The following is a 17,564-nucleotide window of genomic DNA, read 5'->3' as shown; positions in this document are numbered from 1 at the left end:
TTCTGATCGCCTCAGGCATCAAATGCCGAAATGAAAGCGAACCCGCTCTTCCAGCAGGCGCCGGACATCGTCCTCGTTACAGCTGCCAAGGCAGTTGAACACCTCGCGCGCGATGGGGCGGAAGGCAGTCATCACGTGCGGGTCGAAATGGCTTCCGGTGTCGGCCTCCAGGATCGACATCGTTGCCTCGAAGCTCATCGGCTCCTTGTACGGGCGTTTCGAGCTGAGCGCATCGAAGACGTCCGCCACGGAGAATATGCGGGCGGAAAGCGGGATTTCGTCACCCGACAGTTTGCGCGGGTAACCCGAACCGTCCCACTTTTCATGATGGGCCGCGACAATCGCATGCGCGTCCTCCAGCCATCCGATGCCGGAAACAATCTCCTCGCCATGCGCCACGTGCGTGTGCATGATCTTGCTCTCTTCGGCGTCGAGCTTGCCCGATTTGAGCAGAATCGCATCGGGAATGCTGATCTTGCCGACGTCGTGCAGAAAACTCCCGACGATCAGGGATTGCATCGCCCTGCCGGCCAGGTCGAGGCGTTCGCCGATGCGCGCAGCAATCCAGGCAACGCGAAAATTGTGGGTCCCGGTGTCGGAATCCCGCATCGCGACGGCACGCCCGAGCGCTTCCATCATCGAGAGGTGCGAATCGAGGATTTCGCGGGCCTTGCGCTCATTGTCGGCGGAAAGGCGCACGACGACGGGATAGATTGCGCTGCCGCACAGCACTGCGGCGAGCCCGACCATCAGGGCAGCGCTGAACGCGTTCGCACGCAGCTGTTCGCGCTGCCACGGTGGAACGACGCGGACACCTTCGAAGTATCCAGTGATCCGATCCGCGTCGGCGGCCCCGCGCAGTGGCACAAAAACCCGCAACGCCCAACGCGTGTCTTCAAGTCTGAAGCTCTCGTGAAAGCCGGCACGGTAAGTGGGACGAGCGTGCGAGGGGAGCTGTTGCTCAACCGCTTGGCCCTCCTCGGTCATTGCGTGTGCGAGCTTGAGTCCCTCCTGATCGTAAATTTCAGCAATGTCGAAGAGTCCCCCTGCAAGAACATCCGCCGCCTTGCGGGCGTTGTCCCCTGCATCCAGGCCGGTCAGGTCAATGGCGCCGAAATGATGCAGAAGACGGCGTGACTCGTCGATTGCAAGCCAAACCGTTCCATCCTCGGCACGTTTATACGTGACGAACCACGCGACAGGACTGGCCAGCGCGGCGAGCAGCGCGCTGACGACCGCAATCCGTACCGCGGTTCGCTTGTTGAACGAGTTCATGTGCTGCTCCCAACGAGTGGCAACCCAACCCGCGACGAGACTGACCAAGAATCTTCGCATTCTCGAGTGGTGGTGCGCTTGGTGGGCCGCTGTGATCTCACTGTAGGTTAGCCACTCGGGGAGAACACGGTCAGGGAGACGCTGAAGAAATGACTAACGCGCCGGGGTTGGTCGTCCGACCCGGAATGCGGTTCAGGATTCTCGACGGAGCGTTCGCCGAATCGTTGAAGGGCCTGCTTTCTGGGGGCTCTATACGGGGTGTTTGCCTCACTTTCCGGCGGGCCCGAAACGCAAGCAACGCCTCCCCGACAGGGCGAGCGCATACTCCCCCTATGTCGGTCGTGTTACGCCGGTCTTGGTCCACCGCGTGGATGTCAGGGACCCTTGTGTGCGCTGCCAGACAGACGCCCCCGATCAAATCGAATATTGATAGACGCATGGCGGGCGGCGCTCCCGCGATCGAGGTCGATCGCAAGCCGCCGGCGCGGCCCCGGATGACGCGTGATGGCGCGGATCCGGCCTGACAAGCGAGGAGGAATCCATGCTCTATACCATTGCAGTCGTACTGCTGGTCCTGTGGTTGCTCGGCCTGGTCACGTCGACCACCTTGGGCGGTTTCATTCACGTCCTGCTGGTGATCGCGATCGTGGTTGTGTTGCTCAGAGTGATCAGCGGACGCGGTCCGCTATAGCCGTGCGCCCGTCCGCGCGCCACGTCGTGCATATCCTCCGCTGCGGGTGTTGCGGCCCGGTTGGCGAATTCGGGTGTCGCCGCCATTGAACCGCGGGCTGACGGCATGAGGAAGGCGCAATGTCGCATTCGCTGATGCACAACCCGAGGCAGAACCGCATTCTGGCGGCGCTGCCGGTGAAGGAGTATGCCCGGCTGGTGGACGACCTGGATCTGGTCGCCTTCAGGCCCGGTGAGGTGCTCTATGAGTCGGGTGACCACCTGGCGTTCGTCTATTTCCCGACGACATGCATCGTCTCGATGACCTTTTCGACCCAGGATGGCTCATCGACCGAGCTGGCGATGACCGGCAATGATGGCCTGGTCGGCATTCCGCTGGTGCTCGGTGGCGAAACCACGATGCACACGGTGACGGTTCAGAACGGTGGCAGTGCGTACCGTCTGCGCGCGGAAGTGATGCGCTGGGAACTCGACCAGGGCGGCAGCCTGCAGCGTCTGTCGCTCTCTTACGCCCAGGCCCTGATGACGCAGATGGCGCAGAGCGTGGTGTGCAATCGACACCACGCGGTGGACCAGCGGCTGTGTCGCTGGCTACTCCTCAGCTTTGACCTGCTGCCGGGCAATCAGCTCGATGTGACCCAGGAACTGATTGCCCGCATGCTGGGGGTGCGCCGCGAAGCCGTTACCGAGGCCGCCGGAAAGCTGCAGGCGGCCGGCCTGATCCATTACCACCGCGGGCATATCAAGCTGACCGATCGGGCAGGTCTGGAGGCGCGGGCGTGCGAATGCTACGGCGTGGTCAAGTCGGAATACGACCGTCTGTTCAGCTTGGTGCCGGCCGATCTCACCAAGTATCGCGCGCGGCCGAATCCGGCGACCCTGCGCAAGCGCGCCGAGGCCCGATTAAGGCAGGCTCAACCGAGCGTGCCGACCACGCCCTGGGATACCGAGCGCATGCTGCACGAACTGCAGGTGCACCAGATCGAACTGGAACTGCATAACGAGGAGCTGCGCCAGGCGTACGACGAAGCGGATTCGCTGCGAAAGCAGTATGCCGATATCTACGACTTTGCACCGGTCGGCTACTTTACGCTGGATGCGCTCGGCGTCATTCTCGATGTGAATCTCGCTGGTGCCATCCTGCTCGGCATCAAGCGTTCACAACATGGACGGCATCGCTTTGTCACTTTCGTCAAGCCGGAATGCCTACCGGCATTCCAGCGTTTCTTCGACGAGGTGCTTGACGCAAAATGCAAGAAGAAATGTGAAGTCGTCCTCATGGCCAGCAGCCAGCGTCCCGAAGCGATCGTCAGGATCGAGGCCGTGGCGGACGAAACCGGTCGTGAGTGCCGCATGGTGGTGAGTGATATCACCGCCGAAAGAATGGTCGAAAAGGTCCTGCAAGAGCGTGATCCGTCGTGGCGAACGCGGCTCGAGGATTTGCGCCGAGCTTGATGGTGCCCGTGCGGCGGTCGCGTTGTCCGGATTGAGCCCCATGGAGTGTCCAACGTGAAGTTTGCCCGACGTCACGCCGAACGCCATCGCACCGACCGAATCGGCTGGATGCGTGCGGCCGTGCTCGGCGCCAACGACGGCATCGTGTCGACCGCCAGTCTCGTGATCGGCGTCGCGGCTGCCAGTGCGGCGCAGGGGGAGGCCGTGGTTGCCGGCGTTGCCGGGCTGGTGGCCGGCGCGATGTCGATGGCCGCAGGGGAATACGTCTCCGTCCAATCGCAGGCCGACACCGAACAAGCCGACCTGTCGCGCGAGCGTGCCGAACTCGAAACGCATCCGGTCGCGGAACACCGCGAGCTGGCGGCGATCTACGTCGCGCGGGGAGTCGAGCCGGGTCTTGCGCAACAGGTTGCCGAGCAGCTGATGGCGCGCGACGCCCTCGGTGCCCATGCGCGCGACGAACTCGGAATCTCCGAAGCACTGAGCGCCCGGCCGGTCCAGGCCGCGCTGTCGTCGGCCGCGAGCTTCGCGGTCGGTGCGGCGCTGCCGCTCGCGGTAGCGGCCCTGGCGCCGGCGCAGGGGCTGATTCCCTGGGTTTCGGGAACCTCGCTCGCCTTCCTCGCCGTCCTGGGCGGCGTTGCCGCGCGGGTGGGCGGGGCTGCCGTGGCAACGGGCGCGTGGCGGGTCACCTTCTGGGGCGCGCTCGCGATGGCGATCACCGCGGGCGTGGGGTCGCTGTTCGGGGCGGTCGTTTGAGCCGGGTCCGACAACGATCGGCGCGGTCAGTTCGGATTCGAACGTGGTGAGCCGAGGAGTTCCGACAGCCAGTCGTGCAGGATCGCGGTAACCTGGTCCGGCTGCTCCAGCGGCAAGAGATGGCCGCATTCCTCGACGATCACGAGCTGCGCCTCGGCAATCCCGGCGACGAGCTCCTCGTGAAGTTCCGGCGGCGTCACCTGATCATCCCGCCCGCACAACACCAGCGTCGGGCAGCGGATGCCGGCGAGGGTAGGGCGGCTATCCGCGCGTCCGATGATGGCGCGCTGCTGACGCACGAACACGTCGCGCCCCAGGCCGTTCGCCATCGACTGGAAAACACCGCCCACCTCGGGTGTATTCGCATGGTCGGGATGCGCCATGCGCGCCAGCAGTTTTTCGATGACCGCGGGGAAGTCGGTTTCGGCGAGTGCGATGAGTTCCTCACGGGCCTTGGTGGCGTCGGTCGTATCGGGGCGTGCACTCGTGCTCATGAGTACCAGCGCGTGCACGCGCTCTCCCGCCTGGCGCATGATCTCGAATGCGACATAGCCCCCCATCGACATCCCGGCGAGCATGAAGGGCCCCGCAGGGGCTTGTGCCAGGACGTCCGCGGCAAGCGCGGCAATCGAATCCGAACCGGTCAGGTCGGCGACCGTGATGCCGACCAGGTCCGCCAGCGCGGCCGCCTGATGCTCGAACAGGCTCGCGTCATTGACCAGCCCCGGCAGCAAGAGCAGGTTCATCTTGTCCATGTGATCCATCTCCTCGATCCGTCGGCGAGGTGCAGATGCGCCCCCGCGTCCTGCAAACGTAAAAAGTCTGGTCGCCCGGGCGGGCCGTGTCGGTGCGGTGCCGCACACAGGCTTTCGGGCGGCGAATCGCAGCCTCATCCGTGTGTGTTGCCGTACAGACGCAAAGTCGTCCGCTGAGCATTCTTGCCGCTCCAGACGCCCGGGATGCGGCACGCCGCTCCGGGCTCTGGTCAGCAAATCACGAGGAGCAAGGCATGAACAAGGATCAAGTCAAAGGCCGGCTGAAGGAAGCGGAAGGTGCGGTCAAGGAAGCTGCCGGCAAGATCGTCGGCAACAAGGGCCTGGAACGAAAGGGCAAAGTCGAAAAAGCGGTCGGCAAGGTCCAGTCGGGCTACGGCGATATCAAGGAAGACCTCAAGAACGGTTGAGGCATCGATTACAGCAAGGAGACGAGCATGAGCGACGAAACAAGCAATCCGAGCGGTCTTGACCAGATCGGGGTCGGCACCACGCCCGCACCCGCCATGATGAGCGCAGGCACGCTCACCGGAGACGATGTCTACAATCCGCAGGGCGAAGATCTCGGCGAGATCAAGGAGATCATGCTGGATATGCGCAGCGGCAGAGTCGCCTATGCGGTACTGTCGTTTGGCGGCTTTCTCGGGATGGGGGAAAAGCTGTTTGCGGTGCCGTGGGGCGCGTTGAAACTCGACGCCGCAAACAAGCGTTTCGTGCTGAACGTGGAGAAGGAGCGGCTCGAGACTGCGCCGGGCTTCGACAAGGACCACTGGCCCGACATGGCAGACCAGACGTGGGGGCGGGACATCCATACCTACTATGGCACTACGCCGTATTGGGACTAGCCGCGCGCTTGACGTGTTCGCGGTGCCTGCTGCCGTCGCGGCCGGAAGGTTTGTCGGGGGCCGTGCCCGCGGCGCGCCATGCCGATCCTCGGCGCGGAGGCCCGCGCATCGCATTTCCTGTCGGCAGCCTGTCGGACGCATGTCCGGCAGGCTGTTAAAGTGTGGCCTCACACGTTGTACGACGTTCGGGTGATCCGGCAGCGCAGCGCCTGCGGGCGCTGTCGTTGCGAGTTGCCAGGAACTGAAAGGAAATGGCCATGGCCGAACAGGAATCCGATATCCACGCTTCCGCCGGATTGCCCAAGTCACCCAAGTCACCCAGGGCAGCCGGCGCCGAAGTGTTTCCGATCGTCGGTATCGGCGCGTCGGCCGGCGGTCTCGAGGCGCTGGAGCAGTTCCTGTCCAGGGTGCCGGCGGACAGCGGCATGGCCTACGTGATCGTTCAGCACCTCGATCCGACCCACAAGGGAATGATGCCGGACCTGCTGCAACGCGCCACGGCGATGCCGGTGGTGCAGGCAAGGAATCGTCTCAAGGTCAAGCCGGACCATGTCTATGTGATCCCGCCGAACCGCGACATGTCGATGCTGCGCGGTGCGCTCTACCTGTTCGAGCCTGCAGCGCCGCGCGGCTTGCGCCTGCCCATCGACTTCTTCCTGAAATCGCTGGCGGAGGACCGTCACCAGCTGGCGGTCGGGGTGATCCTCTCCGGCATGGGATCGGATGGCAGCGCCGGCATGCGCGCCATCAAGGAAAACGCCGGTCTCGCCCTGGCGCAGGATCCGGCCACGGCGGCCTTTTCCGCGATGCCGCGCAGCGCGATCGACGCCGGTCTGATCGATATCGTCGCCCCGGCGGCCGAACTGCCCGCACGCATCCTCGCCAGCCTCAGGCACGGCGCGCACGCTGCCGCAGCCGAACCCGTCGTCGACAACCAACTGCAAAGCGGGCTGGAAAAGGTGCTGATTCTCCTGCGCGCGCACAACGGCCAGGACTTCTCGCTCTACAAGAAAACCACGCTTTACCGCCGCATCGAGCGGCGCATGGGCATTCACCAGATCGACCGCATCGCCACCTACGTGCGCTTCCTGCAGGAGAATCCGCAGGAACTCGAGCTGCTGTTCAGGGAATTCCTGATCGGCGTCACCAGCTTCTTCCGCGACCCGGCAGCCTGGGACAGCCTGCGTGATGCGGCATTGCCGCCGTTGTTCGCGCGCGGATCCGAAAGCCGCGTGCTGCGCGCCTGGGTGCCGGGCTGCTCGACCGGCGAAGAGGCCTACTCGCTCGCCATCGTCTTCAAGGAGTCGATGGAGAAGTTCAAGCCTGGCGGCCGTTTTTCGCTGCATATCTTCGCCACCGATCTCGACAGCGACGCGATCGACCGGGCGCGTCAGGGCCGCTATCCGGCCAATATCGCCGCCGATATTCCGCCCGAGCGGCTGGCGCGTTTCTTTGTCGCCTCCGACGACGGCTATCAGGTCTGCAAGGAAATCCGCGAGATGGTGGTGTTCGCGCCGCAGAACCTGATCCAGGATCCACCCTTCACCAAGCTCGATCTGCTGCTATGCCGCAACGTGCTGATCTACTTCAGCGCCGAGCTGCAAAAGAAGCTGCTGCCGCTGTTCCATTACAGTCTCACGCCCGGCGGCGTGCTGTTCCTCGGCAACTCCGAGGCGCTCGGGGTGGCGAGCGACCTGTTCGCCCCGATCGATGCCAAGGCGCGTATCTTTCGCCGCATCGACATGCCGGCGCAGGCCGTCGACATCGACTTCCCGGCACGTTTTCGCAGTCTTCCCGCCTGGGAGGGCGAGGCCAGGGTGTCGCCGCCGCCTGCCAACCTGCAAGGCCTGGCAGACCAGTTGCTGTTGCGGCAGTTCGCGCCGGCGGCGGTGCTGGTCAATGACCGCGGCGACATCGTGTATATCAACGGCCGCACCGGACGCTACCTGGAACCGGCCGCCGGCAAGGCCAACTGGAACATTTACGCGATGGCGCGCGAGGGGCTGCGCGCGGAAATCGGCAGCGCGCTATACCAGGTCACGCGCAATCGCGGCCGCGTCGAGCGCACCGACATCCGCGTGAGCGACGACGGAATAACGCGCAGGGTCGGCCTTGTCGTGCAGCTGGTCGAGGAGCCTGAGCCCCTGCGCGGCATGGTGATGATCGTGTTTGCGGAGCTGCCGCCGCTGCCCGAAACCCGCAAGGGCGGTCGCCGGGCACCAAACAGCGCGCGGCAGGCCGAACTGGAGCGCGAGCTGCAGCAGGCGCGCGACGAAATCCACACCTTGCGCGAGGAGATGCAGACCTCGCAGGAAGAACTCAAGTCGGCCAACGAGGAATTGCAGTCGACCAACGAGGAGCTGCAGTCGACCAACGAGGAGCTCACCACGTCGAAGGAAGAGATGCAGTCGCTGAACGAGGAGCTGCAGACGGTGAACATCGAGCTGCAATCGAAGGTCGATGACCTGTCGAGCGCCAACAACGACATGCAGAACCTGCTCAACAGCACCGAAATCGCCACCGTCTTCCTCGACTGCCGGCTTCATGTCCGGCGCTTCACGCCGTTGGCGACCCGTGTCATCAAGCTGATTGCAGCCGATGCCGGGCGGCCGTTGTCCGATCTCGCGACCGATCTCGACTACCCGGCGCTGGAAGACGACGCCCGCGAGGTGCTGCGCACCCTGATGTTCTCGGAAAAGCAGATCGCCACGCGCGACGGCCGCTGGTTTACCGTGCGCATCATGCCGTATCGCACCATGGACAACGTGATCGAGGGGGTCGTCATCACCTTCATCGACATCAGCGTGGCCAAGCGTCTGGAAGCGGAGCTGCGCGCTGCGGTCGCCGGGGGGCTCAAAGTTACGCGCGCGCAGGGGGCCGGGGCGTGATCCGGCCGGACCAAGCGGGCTGGCTGCTGCGAGACGCCTGACTCAGAGCCAGTATTCCCACACCCGTGCAAACCACTCCTGGAGGCGCAGGTGGAGCGCGCGCCGTTCCCATTCCTCCAGCACGATCGCGTCGGACTCCGCCAGGTCCTTCTTGAACATCGCCTGCACCTGGCTGCCGAACTCTGTCCCCAACACAACCGCGTTCAACTCGTAGTTGTGCAGGAAACTGCGCCAGTCGAGGTTGGTCGACCCGACCGTGGCCCACACGCCGTCGATCAGCGCCGTCTTGGAATGCAGGATCGCCCCGCGCCGCTCGTAGATCTTGACCCCCGCTCGCAGTAGCTGCCCGTAGTAGCGGCGTCCGGCATGGAACACCAGCCAGGAGTCGGTCTGGCTGGGCAGGATCAGCTTCACATCGACGCCGCGTCCGGCCGCCGCTTCCAGTGCGGCGAGCAGCTGCGGGTCGGGGACGAAATACGCGTTGGTCAGGTGCACGCTGGTCTCGGCGCTGCCGATGGCAGAGAGCAGCGTGGCGTAGATCAGGCTGTAGGGCTCGTCGGGCGAGCTGCCGATCGCGCGCACCACCTGCCGGCCGGCGTTCTCCAGGCGCGGGAAATAGTCTTTCCCGGCCAGCGGATCGCCTTTCTGGGCTTCCCACGTCGCGAGGAACAGCTTCTGGAACTCGGCAACCACCGGTCCCTGCAGCTGCAGGTCGGTATCGCGCCACGCCACGCTGCCGTCGGCGCGGGGGCGCGAACGCTTGCCGAGGGAGCCGCCGGAGTAGACGCTGCTGATGTTGATGCCGCCCAGGAATGCGGTCCGTCCGTCGACGATCAGCAGCTTGCGGTGGTCGCGCTGGTTAAGCTCCCATTCCGTGCGGCTCACCATCGGGTTGAGCGGATTGAATTCGAGCACGCGGATGCCGTTGTCGCTCAGCCGCTGGAAGAAGGCCGCCGGCGTGCCGATGGTGCCTACGCTGTCACGGATGAGATTGACCTGGACGCCTTGCTGCTGCTTGTCGATCAGCGCCTGCGCGAAGCGCTGGCCGACCTCGTCGTCGTCGAGGATGTAGGTCTCCATGTTGATGTGGTCGCGGGCGCCCTGGATGGCCGTCATCATCGCCTGGTAGGTGGCGGGGCCGTCCTGGAGGAGCTGCACGTGGTTGCCGGTCGTCAGGGGACTGCCGACGATGGCCTCTTCGAGCGCCAGGTGACGGGCGAAGATGTCGGTGTCGCGGCCGCCGCTCGCCAGCCGCTCGAGGATCGCCTTGCTCTGCTCGGCCGACAGCGGGCCGCGCGCGCCCTGCAGTTGCACCGCGGGGCCGCGGCGCGGGGCGAGGTCGGGCACGATGGTAGGCAGGCTCATGCAGCTGGCGAGTGCCAGAATCAGCACGCCAACTACACAAATCAACGGGGCGATCGATTTCGGCATCGAACCGTCCTCCGGAATCCTGTGTACAGGCAAAAGCGCAGCAGGGCTGGCCACGGCACGTCTGCCGGCAGGCAGGGACGTGATCCGCAGCACAGACTAAGTGTAGGCCATGCTTCGTTCCGTGCGCTGTCGAACAGAGCAGCGGGGTGTCTGCAGGGTAAAGTTGCCGTGGATCAGTCCCGACGAAAGCGGTCATTCCGGGAAATCCTGTTCGGATACCACGGCAACTTGCATTGCCCAATCCGGGTCATTCCGATTGGAATTTCGTCAACCATGACCGGAACCGTGCCGGGATCGGCGTAGCATACCCATTGCAGGTATGCAGTCCGCTACATTCAGGGAGGCCCTGTGGCAACCAGCAAGGCAGCAGGAAGAACGCCCCGGACGTCCGGGTTGCAACCGCCGCCCCGGCCTCCCCCTTTGACTCGCCGACAAGGGGGCCTCCGCCCCGCAAGATTGTCATCGTCGGCATTCATGCATGCACGCGCGAGGATCAGGGGCGATGGGCAAGAGCGCGGGTAGCAAAGACCCCCTGCGGATCGCCGCCGAAGCGCAATTCCGCACTGCCGGGGCGGTGCCGCAAGGATCGGGCGATGCGCTGCTGCACGAACTTCAGGTGCACCAGATCGAACTGGAGATGCAGAACGAGGCGCTGCGCCAGGCCCACATCGAGATGGAGGAGTCGCGCGATCGCTATGTCAATCTCTTCGATTTCGCTCCGGTCGGCTATCTCACGCTGTCCCGGGATGCGGTCATCACCGAGGCCAATCTCGTCGCAGCGGCGCTCATGCGTGTGCCGCGATCAAGACTGAATCAGCGCAACGTCATAGACTTCATTGCCCCGCATGATCAAGACAATTGGCGACGGCACATCGCGGCGGCGTGGCAGGGCCAGGCCAACCTGACGCTGAATTGCGAACTGCGCCTGAAGAGAAGCGACGGTTCGCTTTTTCCGGCCCAGTTGCAGTGTGTGGTGATGGAAATGGCGGGAAGAACACCGGTGATGCGCATCGCGTTTACCGACATCACCGAGCGCCGCCAAGCCGAGGAAGAGCGGCGCATCGCCGCCATTGCATTCGAGTCGCAGGAGGGGATGATCGTGACCGACGCCAATGGCGTCATCATCAGGGTCAATCACGCCTTTACGGAACTGAGCGGCTACAGCGCCGCCGAGGCAGTGGGGAAGACGCCGGCCTTGTTGCGGTCGGGACGCCACGACAAGGCGTTCTACCGGAACATGTGGCAGGCACTCAAGGCAACGCGCTACTGGCAGGGCGAAGTCTGGAACCGGCGCAAGAACGGACAACTCTACGTCGCATGGCTGACCATCTCCGCCGTAACCACGCCCGAAGGAGGCGTCTCCCATTACGTCGGCGCATTTTCCGACACGACCGAAAAGAGCGAGGCTGCGGCGGAGATCCACCGTCTGGCGTTTTTCGATCCGCTCACCCATCTGCCCAACCGGCGCCTGCTGCAGGACCGGCTGGGGCATGCGCTGGCTGCGATCTCCCGCAATGGTCTGTATGGGGCGATCCTGTTCCTGGACCTGGACAACTTCAAGACGCTCAACGACACCCGTGGCCACGACGTCGGCGATCTGTTGCTGGTCGAGGTGGCGCAGCGCGTGCGCGCCGGCTTGCGTGAAGGCGACACGGTGGCGCGCCTCGGTGGCGACGAGTTCATCATGATTCTGGAAGGCTTGAGTGCGGAAGCGGAGGAGGCCGCGCTGCTGGCCAAACAGATTGGCGAGAAACTCGCCGAAACCATCGCGCAGCCATTCGATCTCGGCGGCGCCGAATTTCACTGTACGACCAGTATCGGAGCGCGCCTGATGGGGGCACACGATACCGTCGAGGAACTGTTGAAACACGCTGATCTCGCGCTGTATCAGGCCAAGACGGCTGGCCGCAACACGGTGCGCTTCTACGATCCGTCCATGCAGGCGGCGCTCGACCGGCGCAGCACGCTCGAGAACGAATTACGCCACGCGATCAAACGTGGCGAGTTCACGCTGCATTACCAGCCGCAGTTCGACCGCTTGCACCGCCTCATCGGCGCCGAGGCCTTGCTGCGCTGGCAGCACCCGAGAGACGGATTGATCGCACCCGCGGAGTTCATCCCGGTCTCGGAGCAGACGTCGATCATTCTGCCGATTGGCAGCTGGGTGCTCGAGACGGCCTGCGCTCAACTCGCTGCATGGTCACATGGAGAGAGGACCCGCGGATTGATGCTGGGGGTCAACGTCAGCGCGCGCCAGTTTCGCCAGCCCGATTTCGTCGATCAGGTGCGCAATGTGCTCGACTCGAGCCATGCCAATCCGGAGCTTTTGACGCTCGAACTGACCGAAAGCATGGTGCTGGGCGACGTCGCCGATACGATCCGGAAAATAACGGCGCTCAAGCAATTGGGTATCCATTTTTCCCTTGATGATTTCGGTACCGGTTTTTCATCCTTTTCCTGCCTGACGCGCCTATCGCTCGATCAGCTCAAGATCGACAAGTCGTTTGTCGTCAATCTTCCGGGCAATGGCGCGGACGCGGCCATTGTCACGGCCATCATCACGATGGCGCGGAGTCTCGGCTTGAACATCATCGCCGAAGGGGTGGAAACCGAGATGCAACGGGCGTTCCTGGATAGTCAGGGGTGCCATGCCTATCAGGGACACCTGTTCAGCCGCCCCTTGACCGGCGAAGCCTTCGAGGCGTTCGTCGGCGGAATCTGAATTCGCTTGAAGCTCCCCTATGCGCGTTGCCGTACAGAGCCGACGGTGGCGTTGAGCTAGTCTCATCGCTAACGGCGACGCGCCGAATCCCTGCCATCCCTCGCTTTGGAATTGCGGCTGCGACCTGTACCGCCAGCGCGGCATCTGCCGCCGCCGTTGGCGTATCGATCGGCATCGGCGCTCCCGGCTCAGACAGCGTACAAGGCGGACCCGTTGCGGCGGCCGTCGACGAAACGAGGATGAGACATGAAGACCGTGCAGGTTGATGTTGCAGTGGTCGGTGCCGGCACCGCGGGTCTTGCCGCGTTCCACGCGGCGAGGAAGGCCGGGGCTGGCGCCGTGATCATCGAAGGCGGCGAGTACGGCACCACCTGCGCACGCGTCGGTTGCATGCCGAGCAAGCTCCTGATCGCCGCCGCCGAGGCCGCCCATGCAGTCGGGCGGGCCGCGGGGTTCGGGGTCCATGCCAACGGCGGTATCCGCATCGATGGCCACGCGGTGATGGACCGGGTGAGACGCGAGCGCGACCGCTTTGTCAGCTTCGTGCTGCGCGACGTCGAGGACATTGCCGATGCGGAGCGCATTCGCGGGCAGGCCAGTTTCGTCGACGACCATACGCTCGTGGTCGCCGACCATACCCGGGTGACGAGCAAGGCCATCGTCATCGCAACGGGTTCGCGTGCCACGTATCCGGATTCGTTCGAGTCCCTGGGCGACTGCCTGATCACCAGCGATGACGTGTTCGACTGGTACGATCTGCCCAAGGCCGTGGCCGTGATCGGCCCGGGGATCGTCGGGCTGGAACTGGGACAGGCTTTGCACCGGCTGGGCGTGCGGGTTGCGGTGCTCGGTCGTGGTGGCCGCGTCGGCCCGATCAGCGATCCGGAGATCCGCGCATACGCCTGCGCGACCCTCAACGAGGAATTCACGCTGGCGCCCGATGCGCACATCGCCGACATGCACCGTTACGGCGATCGTGTCGCCATTCGACGCGCGGGGCCGACTGGCGCCGAGCTCATGGAGTATTTCGATTATGTTCTGGCGGCGACCGGTCGTACGCCCAATGTGACCGACATCGGGCTCGACAGGACCACGCTCGAACTCGACGCGAAAGGCGTACCGGTGTTCGATCCGTTGACCACCCGGACGGTGAGCGCAGACGGGGCAAGCCCGATCTTCATTGCGGGCGATGCCGGCAACTACATCCCGCTGCTGCACGAGGCGACCGACGAGGGGCGTATTGCCGGCCACAACGCCGCACGCCTCGCGCTCGGCAGCGCAGTGCAGCCGGGCCTGCGCCGCGCGCGCATCGGCGTGGTGTTCACCGATCCGCAGATCGGCATCGTGGGGGGCGGCCTGCGTGCGCTGAAACCGGGCACTTTCGCCACCGGACAGGCGAGTTTCGAGGACCAGGGCCGTTCGCGCATCCTGCTCAGGAACAAGGGCCTGCTGAATCTGTATGGCGAGGTCGCGAGCGGCCGCTTCCTGGGCGCGGAAATGCTGGCCCCCGCGGCCGAGCATCTGGCACACCTGCTTGCCTGGGCGCTGCAGAACCGGATGACGGTCGCGCAGATGCGCGAGATGCCGCTCTATCATCCGGTGATCGAAGAAGGATTGCGCACGGCGCTACGTGATCTTGACATCAAGCTGGGCGCTGCGCGGGGAAACGCCGGAAACGCGGCCTGAGTTCATCAGACCCCGTTTCCGTGGGGCCGTGCGGTCACTTTCGACCTCTGAATCCCATGACAAGCGAGACGATGAAGAGGATGAGGAAAATGAAGAACAGGATTTTGGCGATCTCGACGGCACCGGCTGCGATGCCGGTAAAGCCGAGCACCCCCGCGATCAGTGCGATGACCAGGAACACCGCGGCGTAATACAGCATATTTGTTGCTCCCGTTGAATGAAGGCCACGCGGCGAACATCACAGGCCCGAACTGCGACCCGAGCTGCGCACCGCATGGTCTGCCTGAGCGCCCTCAGGGCCGGACGCCACAACGCGCTATATCTTGCCCAACAGCAGCAGGATGAGCAGGATCAGCACTACCAGCCCGAGACCACCGCTGGGACCGTATCCCCAACCCCGGCTGTGCGGCCAGGCTGGAATCGCGCCGATCAGCATCAACACCAGGATGATCAGCAGAATTGTTCCGATTGACATCTTGTTTCTCCCGACAGTGAGCCGGAGCAGCGCAGCGTTCGGGAAAACTCCCGAAGCGCGCCAATGCCGCTCTTCTCGGCGCGCACGCACCAACCGGCGATTCCCGTAGGGTCGTCGCCCCATGCTTGTCTGCAATCCTACTCACTGGATTGCACCCGTCTGTACGCCAGCGCACAGACGGCATGCCTGGTGAGGAACAGGATGCATACCAGAGGAGTACCGGGGCTTGGATGTATGGTCATCCGCCAGCAACGACATGTGTGTAAATGTCGCAAGCGAGCGCGGCAAATCGGTTCCTCGTCGATGGCGATGCTGCGGTGGCAAGTCCGGCCGCGACTGTCGTCCCACCCATTCATTTTCTCCGGGAGACATGACGATGAAGGATCTGACCCACGGCCATGGCAGTGTCGAAGAGATGAAAGACAAGCTGGTGAGGGATCTGAAAAGCGTGGGCGCCGATGCCGACGGTCTGCTGAAGGAAGTCGCCAATTCCACCGCCGAGGAATTCGCCGCGGTCCGCACGAAGATCGAAGGAAAGCTGGGAGAGGCCAAATCCAGACTCGACAGCTCGCGACTCGCGGTTACGGAAAAGGCCAGGCGCTCCGCAGACGCCACACATGAGTACGTAGTGGAGAACCCCTGGAAAGTCCTCGGAATTGCGGCGGCCGCAGGAATCATCATCGGAATCCTGATGAGCCGCCGTTGAGTCATGGGCTGGCCCAGATAATCGTTTCAGTAACAGCGAGTCGGCAGGGCGTCGCAGGCAAGAAGCAAGAAGTCCTTTCTTATGCATCACTGGAGAATTCATCATGAAACAGTTCGGCAAATATATTTCCGCTTTTTTCCTGGCCCTTACGCTGGTGACGGCCGTAGGCTGCTCATCCACGCCGAAGCAGGAAGGGACCGCTGAGTACATCGACGACAGCGTCATCACGACGAAGGTGAAGGCGGCGATCCTCAAGGAATCCTCGCTGAAAGTTGCAGAAATCAACGTCGAGACGTTCAAGGGCGTCGTGCAACTGAGCGGTTTTGTTGCCGAGCAGGGCGACATCGCCAAGGCGGCCCAGGTGGCACGCGGCGTCGGCGGTGTGAAGTCGGTCAAGAACGACCTGCGGCTCAAGTGAGGACTGACCGTCGCGGATCGCTGTCGGACCAAGGGTTCGGGAGTGGCCGCGACGGTCTGCTGCTGTTCATCGGAGTTTTTTCGCGGCGAAACTGCTCAACGAATGGCACGACACCTCTTGTGAATCCCACGTAACGCTTGGCGCTCAAGCGCGAGGCGTACGCTGAGGTGCGAGGACGATGACACACTCCGGCGACATTCCGGCTGCAGCGCCCGTGAAGCCGGAACCCCAAGCCGGTGAAGGAAACGGTGGCGCGGGTGCGGTGGTCATCCCGGCTGCGGTTGCCGATGACACGACCGCGCCCACGGTCGATGCGGGAACGGATGCGCGAGGCCTGGCGCTGGGCATCCTCGCCACCGTGGCGGTGGTGTTCGTATTGGAGTGGGCGCAGAGCTTCTTCATCTCGATGCTGCTCGGGATCCTGTTCGCCTACACCCTGAACCCGCTCGTGGTGTGGCTCGAGCGGATCCGGGTTCCGCGCGTGGTCGGGTCCGTGGTGGTGATGGTGGGAGTCGTGTGCGCGCTCGGCCTGGGGACATTCTCCTTGCGCGGGCAGATGCAGACGATCCTCGATCAGGTGCCCGAAGCGGTCAGCAAATTGTCGGCCGGCCTCACCAGTCTGCGCAAAGGCGAGGCGAGCACGATGCAAAAGGTGCAGACTGCGGCGAGCGAGATCGAGAAGGTCACGAGCCAGGCTGCCGGCATGGGCGCCGCGCCGCGGCAGCCCACGCGCGTCGTCGTCGATTCGCCCGGCTTCAAGCTCGGCAACTTCCTGTTGGTGGGATCCATGGGAGCCGTGGGGCTGATCGGCCAGGCAGCCATGGTGCTGTTCCTGACTTTCTTCCTGCTGCTCTCCGGCGATACCTACAAGAGGAAGCTGGTGCGCCTCACGGGCCCCTCGATCTCGAGCAAGAAGATCACCGTGCATATCCTCGACGACATCAACGAATCGATCCAGCGCTACATGTTCATGCTGCTGGCGACCAATGTGCTGGTGGCCATGCTCACCTGGATCACGTTGCACTGGGTGGGGCTCGATAACGCCGGCGCCTGGGCCGTGGCGGCAGGGCTGCTGCACGTCATCCCGTACTTCGGTCCGGCCGTGGCGGCCGCCGGCATCGGCATGGCGGCCTTCATGCAGTTCGACGTCCTGTCGACGGCCCTGCTGGTTGCGGGGGCGTCGGTGGCGATCGCGACCTTCGTCGGCACCTTCGTCACCACCTGGATGACTGGGCGGATCGCCCGGATGAACACGGCCGCCGTATTCGTCTCGCTGCTGTTCTGGGCATGGCTGTGGGGGGTCTGGGGTTTGTTGTTGAGCATTCCGATCACCGTCATCGTGAAAGTGGTGACGCAGCATGTGGAGCAACTCGAGTCGGTGGCGGAGTTGCTTGGAGAGTAGGCGTTCCCGCGCGCGTGATGCGATGCCCTTATTGAAGTTTCA

16 protein-coding genes are annotated in these 17,564 nt (G+C 63.9%); 11 read left to right on the top strand and 5 right to left on the bottom strand.

Translation table 11 applies throughout. The features are described 5' to 3' along the window. Nucleotides 1-18 precede the first annotated feature (18 nt). Nucleotides 19-1,275 carry an HD-GYP domain-containing protein gene (locus BW991_RS14900; protein WP_076602899.1) on the bottom strand — a complete coding sequence of 419 codons (1,257 nt, stop codon included), beginning with the start codon at nt 1,273-1,275 and terminating at the stop codon, nt 19-21. Between the two features lie 541 nt (nt 1,276-1,816). Here BW991_RS14900 and BW991_RS23700 point away from each other — a divergent pair. The 3 genes from BW991_RS23700 to BW991_RS14890 all read left to right on the top strand — a co-directional run bounded on the left by BW991_RS23700 (nt 1,817) and on the right by BW991_RS14890 (nt 4,176). After that, a complete protein-coding gene (locus tag BW991_RS23700; RefSeq protein ID WP_139335946.1) occupies nt 1,817-1,966 on the top strand; it encodes a lmo0937 family membrane protein in 150 nt (49 codons plus the stop codon). Between the two features lie 119 nt (nt 1,967-2,085). Then, a complete protein-coding gene (locus tag BW991_RS14895; RefSeq protein ID WP_084205096.1) occupies nt 2,086-3,420 on the top strand; it encodes a helix-turn-helix domain-containing protein in 1,335 nt (444 codons plus the stop codon). A gap of 54 nt (nt 3,421-3,474) precedes the next feature. Continuing rightward, on the top strand, nt 3,475-4,176 hold the full coding sequence (locus BW991_RS14890; RefSeq protein ID WP_076602898.1) for a VIT1/CCC1 transporter family protein: 702 nt from the start codon (nt 3,475-3,477) through the stop codon (nt 4,174-4,176). 26 nt (nt 4,177-4,202) lie between these two features. Here BW991_RS14890 and BW991_RS14885 read toward each other — a convergent pair whose 3' ends face one another. After that, on the bottom strand, nt 4,203-4,931 hold the full coding sequence (locus tag BW991_RS14885; protein ID WP_076602897.1) for an alpha/beta fold hydrolase: 729 nt from the start codon (nt 4,929-4,931) through the stop codon (nt 4,203-4,205). Nucleotides 4,932-5,185: 254 nt separating this feature from the next. On the opposite strand from BW991_RS14885, the gene BW991_RS14880 reads away from it, so the two are divergent. The 3 genes from BW991_RS14880 (at nt 5,186) to BW991_RS14870 (ending at nt 8,682) form a co-directional block, all read left to right on the top strand. Next, nucleotides 5,186-5,359 carry a CsbD family protein gene (locus tag BW991_RS14880; protein WP_076602896.1) on the top strand — a complete coding sequence of 58 codons (174 nt, stop codon included), beginning with the start codon at nt 5,186-5,188 and terminating at the stop codon, nt 5,357-5,359. Nucleotides 5,360-5,386: 27 nt separating this feature from the next. Beyond that, on the top strand, nt 5,387-5,794 hold the full coding sequence (locus tag BW991_RS14875; RefSeq protein WP_076602895.1) for a PRC-barrel domain-containing protein: 408 nt from the start codon (nt 5,387-5,389) through the stop codon (nt 5,792-5,794). 257 nt (nt 5,795-6,051) lie between these two features. Further along, nucleotides 6,052-8,682, top strand: a complete 2,631-nt coding sequence (locus tag BW991_RS14870; RefSeq protein WP_076602894.1) for a chemotaxis protein CheB — start codon at nt 6,052-6,054, stop codon at nt 8,680-8,682. A gap of 42 nt (nt 8,683-8,724) precedes the next feature. Here the strand turns inward: BW991_RS14870 and cls are convergent, their stop codons facing one another. After that, entirely contained in the window at nt 8,725-10,113 is a 1,389-nt protein-coding gene (gene cls / locus BW991_RS14865) for a cardiolipin synthase (protein WP_076602893.1), read from the bottom strand. Nucleotides 10,114-10,615: 502 nt separating this feature from the next. Between cls and BW991_RS14860 the strand changes: the two genes are divergently transcribed. After that, entirely contained in the window at nt 10,616-12,835 is a 2,220-nt protein-coding gene (locus BW991_RS14860; protein WP_076602892.1) for a putative bifunctional diguanylate cyclase/phosphodiesterase, read from the top strand. Between the two features lie 246 nt (nt 12,836-13,081). Next, the gene (locus tag BW991_RS14855; protein WP_076602891.1) at nt 13,082-14,521 is read left to right on the top strand and encodes a dihydrolipoyl dehydrogenase; all 1,440 of its coding nucleotides are present in this window, start codon (nt 13,082-13,084) and stop codon (nt 14,519-14,521) included. 34 nt (nt 14,522-14,555) lie between these two features. On the opposite strand, the gene BW991_RS14850 is transcribed toward BW991_RS14855, so the two are convergent. Then, nucleotides 14,556-14,720 (bottom strand): DUF1328 domain-containing protein, encoded by a 165-nt coding sequence (locus tag BW991_RS14850; RefSeq protein WP_076602890.1) that lies wholly within the window; start codon nt 14,718-14,720, stop codon nt 14,556-14,558. 117 nt (nt 14,721-14,837) lie between these two features. After that, entirely contained in the window at nt 14,838-14,996 is a 159-nt protein-coding gene (locus tag BW991_RS14845; RefSeq protein WP_076602889.1) for a DUF3309 family protein, read from the bottom strand. A 376-nt stretch (nt 14,997-15,372) separates the two neighbouring features. Here BW991_RS14845 and BW991_RS14840 point away from each other — a divergent pair, with 376 nt between their 5' ends. From BW991_RS14840 to BW991_RS14830, 3 genes are all read left to right on the top strand, one after another. Continuing rightward, nucleotides 15,373-15,702, top strand: a complete 330-nt coding sequence (locus BW991_RS14840) for an ElaB/YgaM/YqjD family protein (protein ID WP_244551704.1) — start codon at nt 15,373-15,375, stop codon at nt 15,700-15,702. Between the two features lie 103 nt (nt 15,703-15,805). Next, nucleotides 15,806-16,120, top strand: a complete 315-nt coding sequence (locus BW991_RS14835; RefSeq protein WP_076602887.1) for a BON domain-containing protein — start codon at nt 15,806-15,808, stop codon at nt 16,118-16,120. 178 nt (nt 16,121-16,298) lie between these two features. After that, nucleotides 16,299-17,522 carry an AI-2E family transporter gene (locus BW991_RS14830; protein ID WP_084205094.1) on the top strand — a complete coding sequence of 408 codons (1,224 nt, stop codon included), beginning with the start codon at nt 16,299-16,301 and terminating at the stop codon, nt 17,520-17,522. Nucleotides 17,523-17,564: the final 42 nt, after the last annotated feature.

This window comes from Aromatoleum tolulyticum, from assembly GCF_900156155.1.
Taxonomy (GTDB): domain Bacteria; phylum Pseudomonadota; class Gammaproteobacteria; order Burkholderiales; family Rhodocyclaceae; genus Aromatoleum; species Aromatoleum tolulyticum.
The sequence above is the reverse complement of the archived record's forward strand: the minus strand, read 5'-3'. Positions and strand labels throughout refer to the sequence as shown.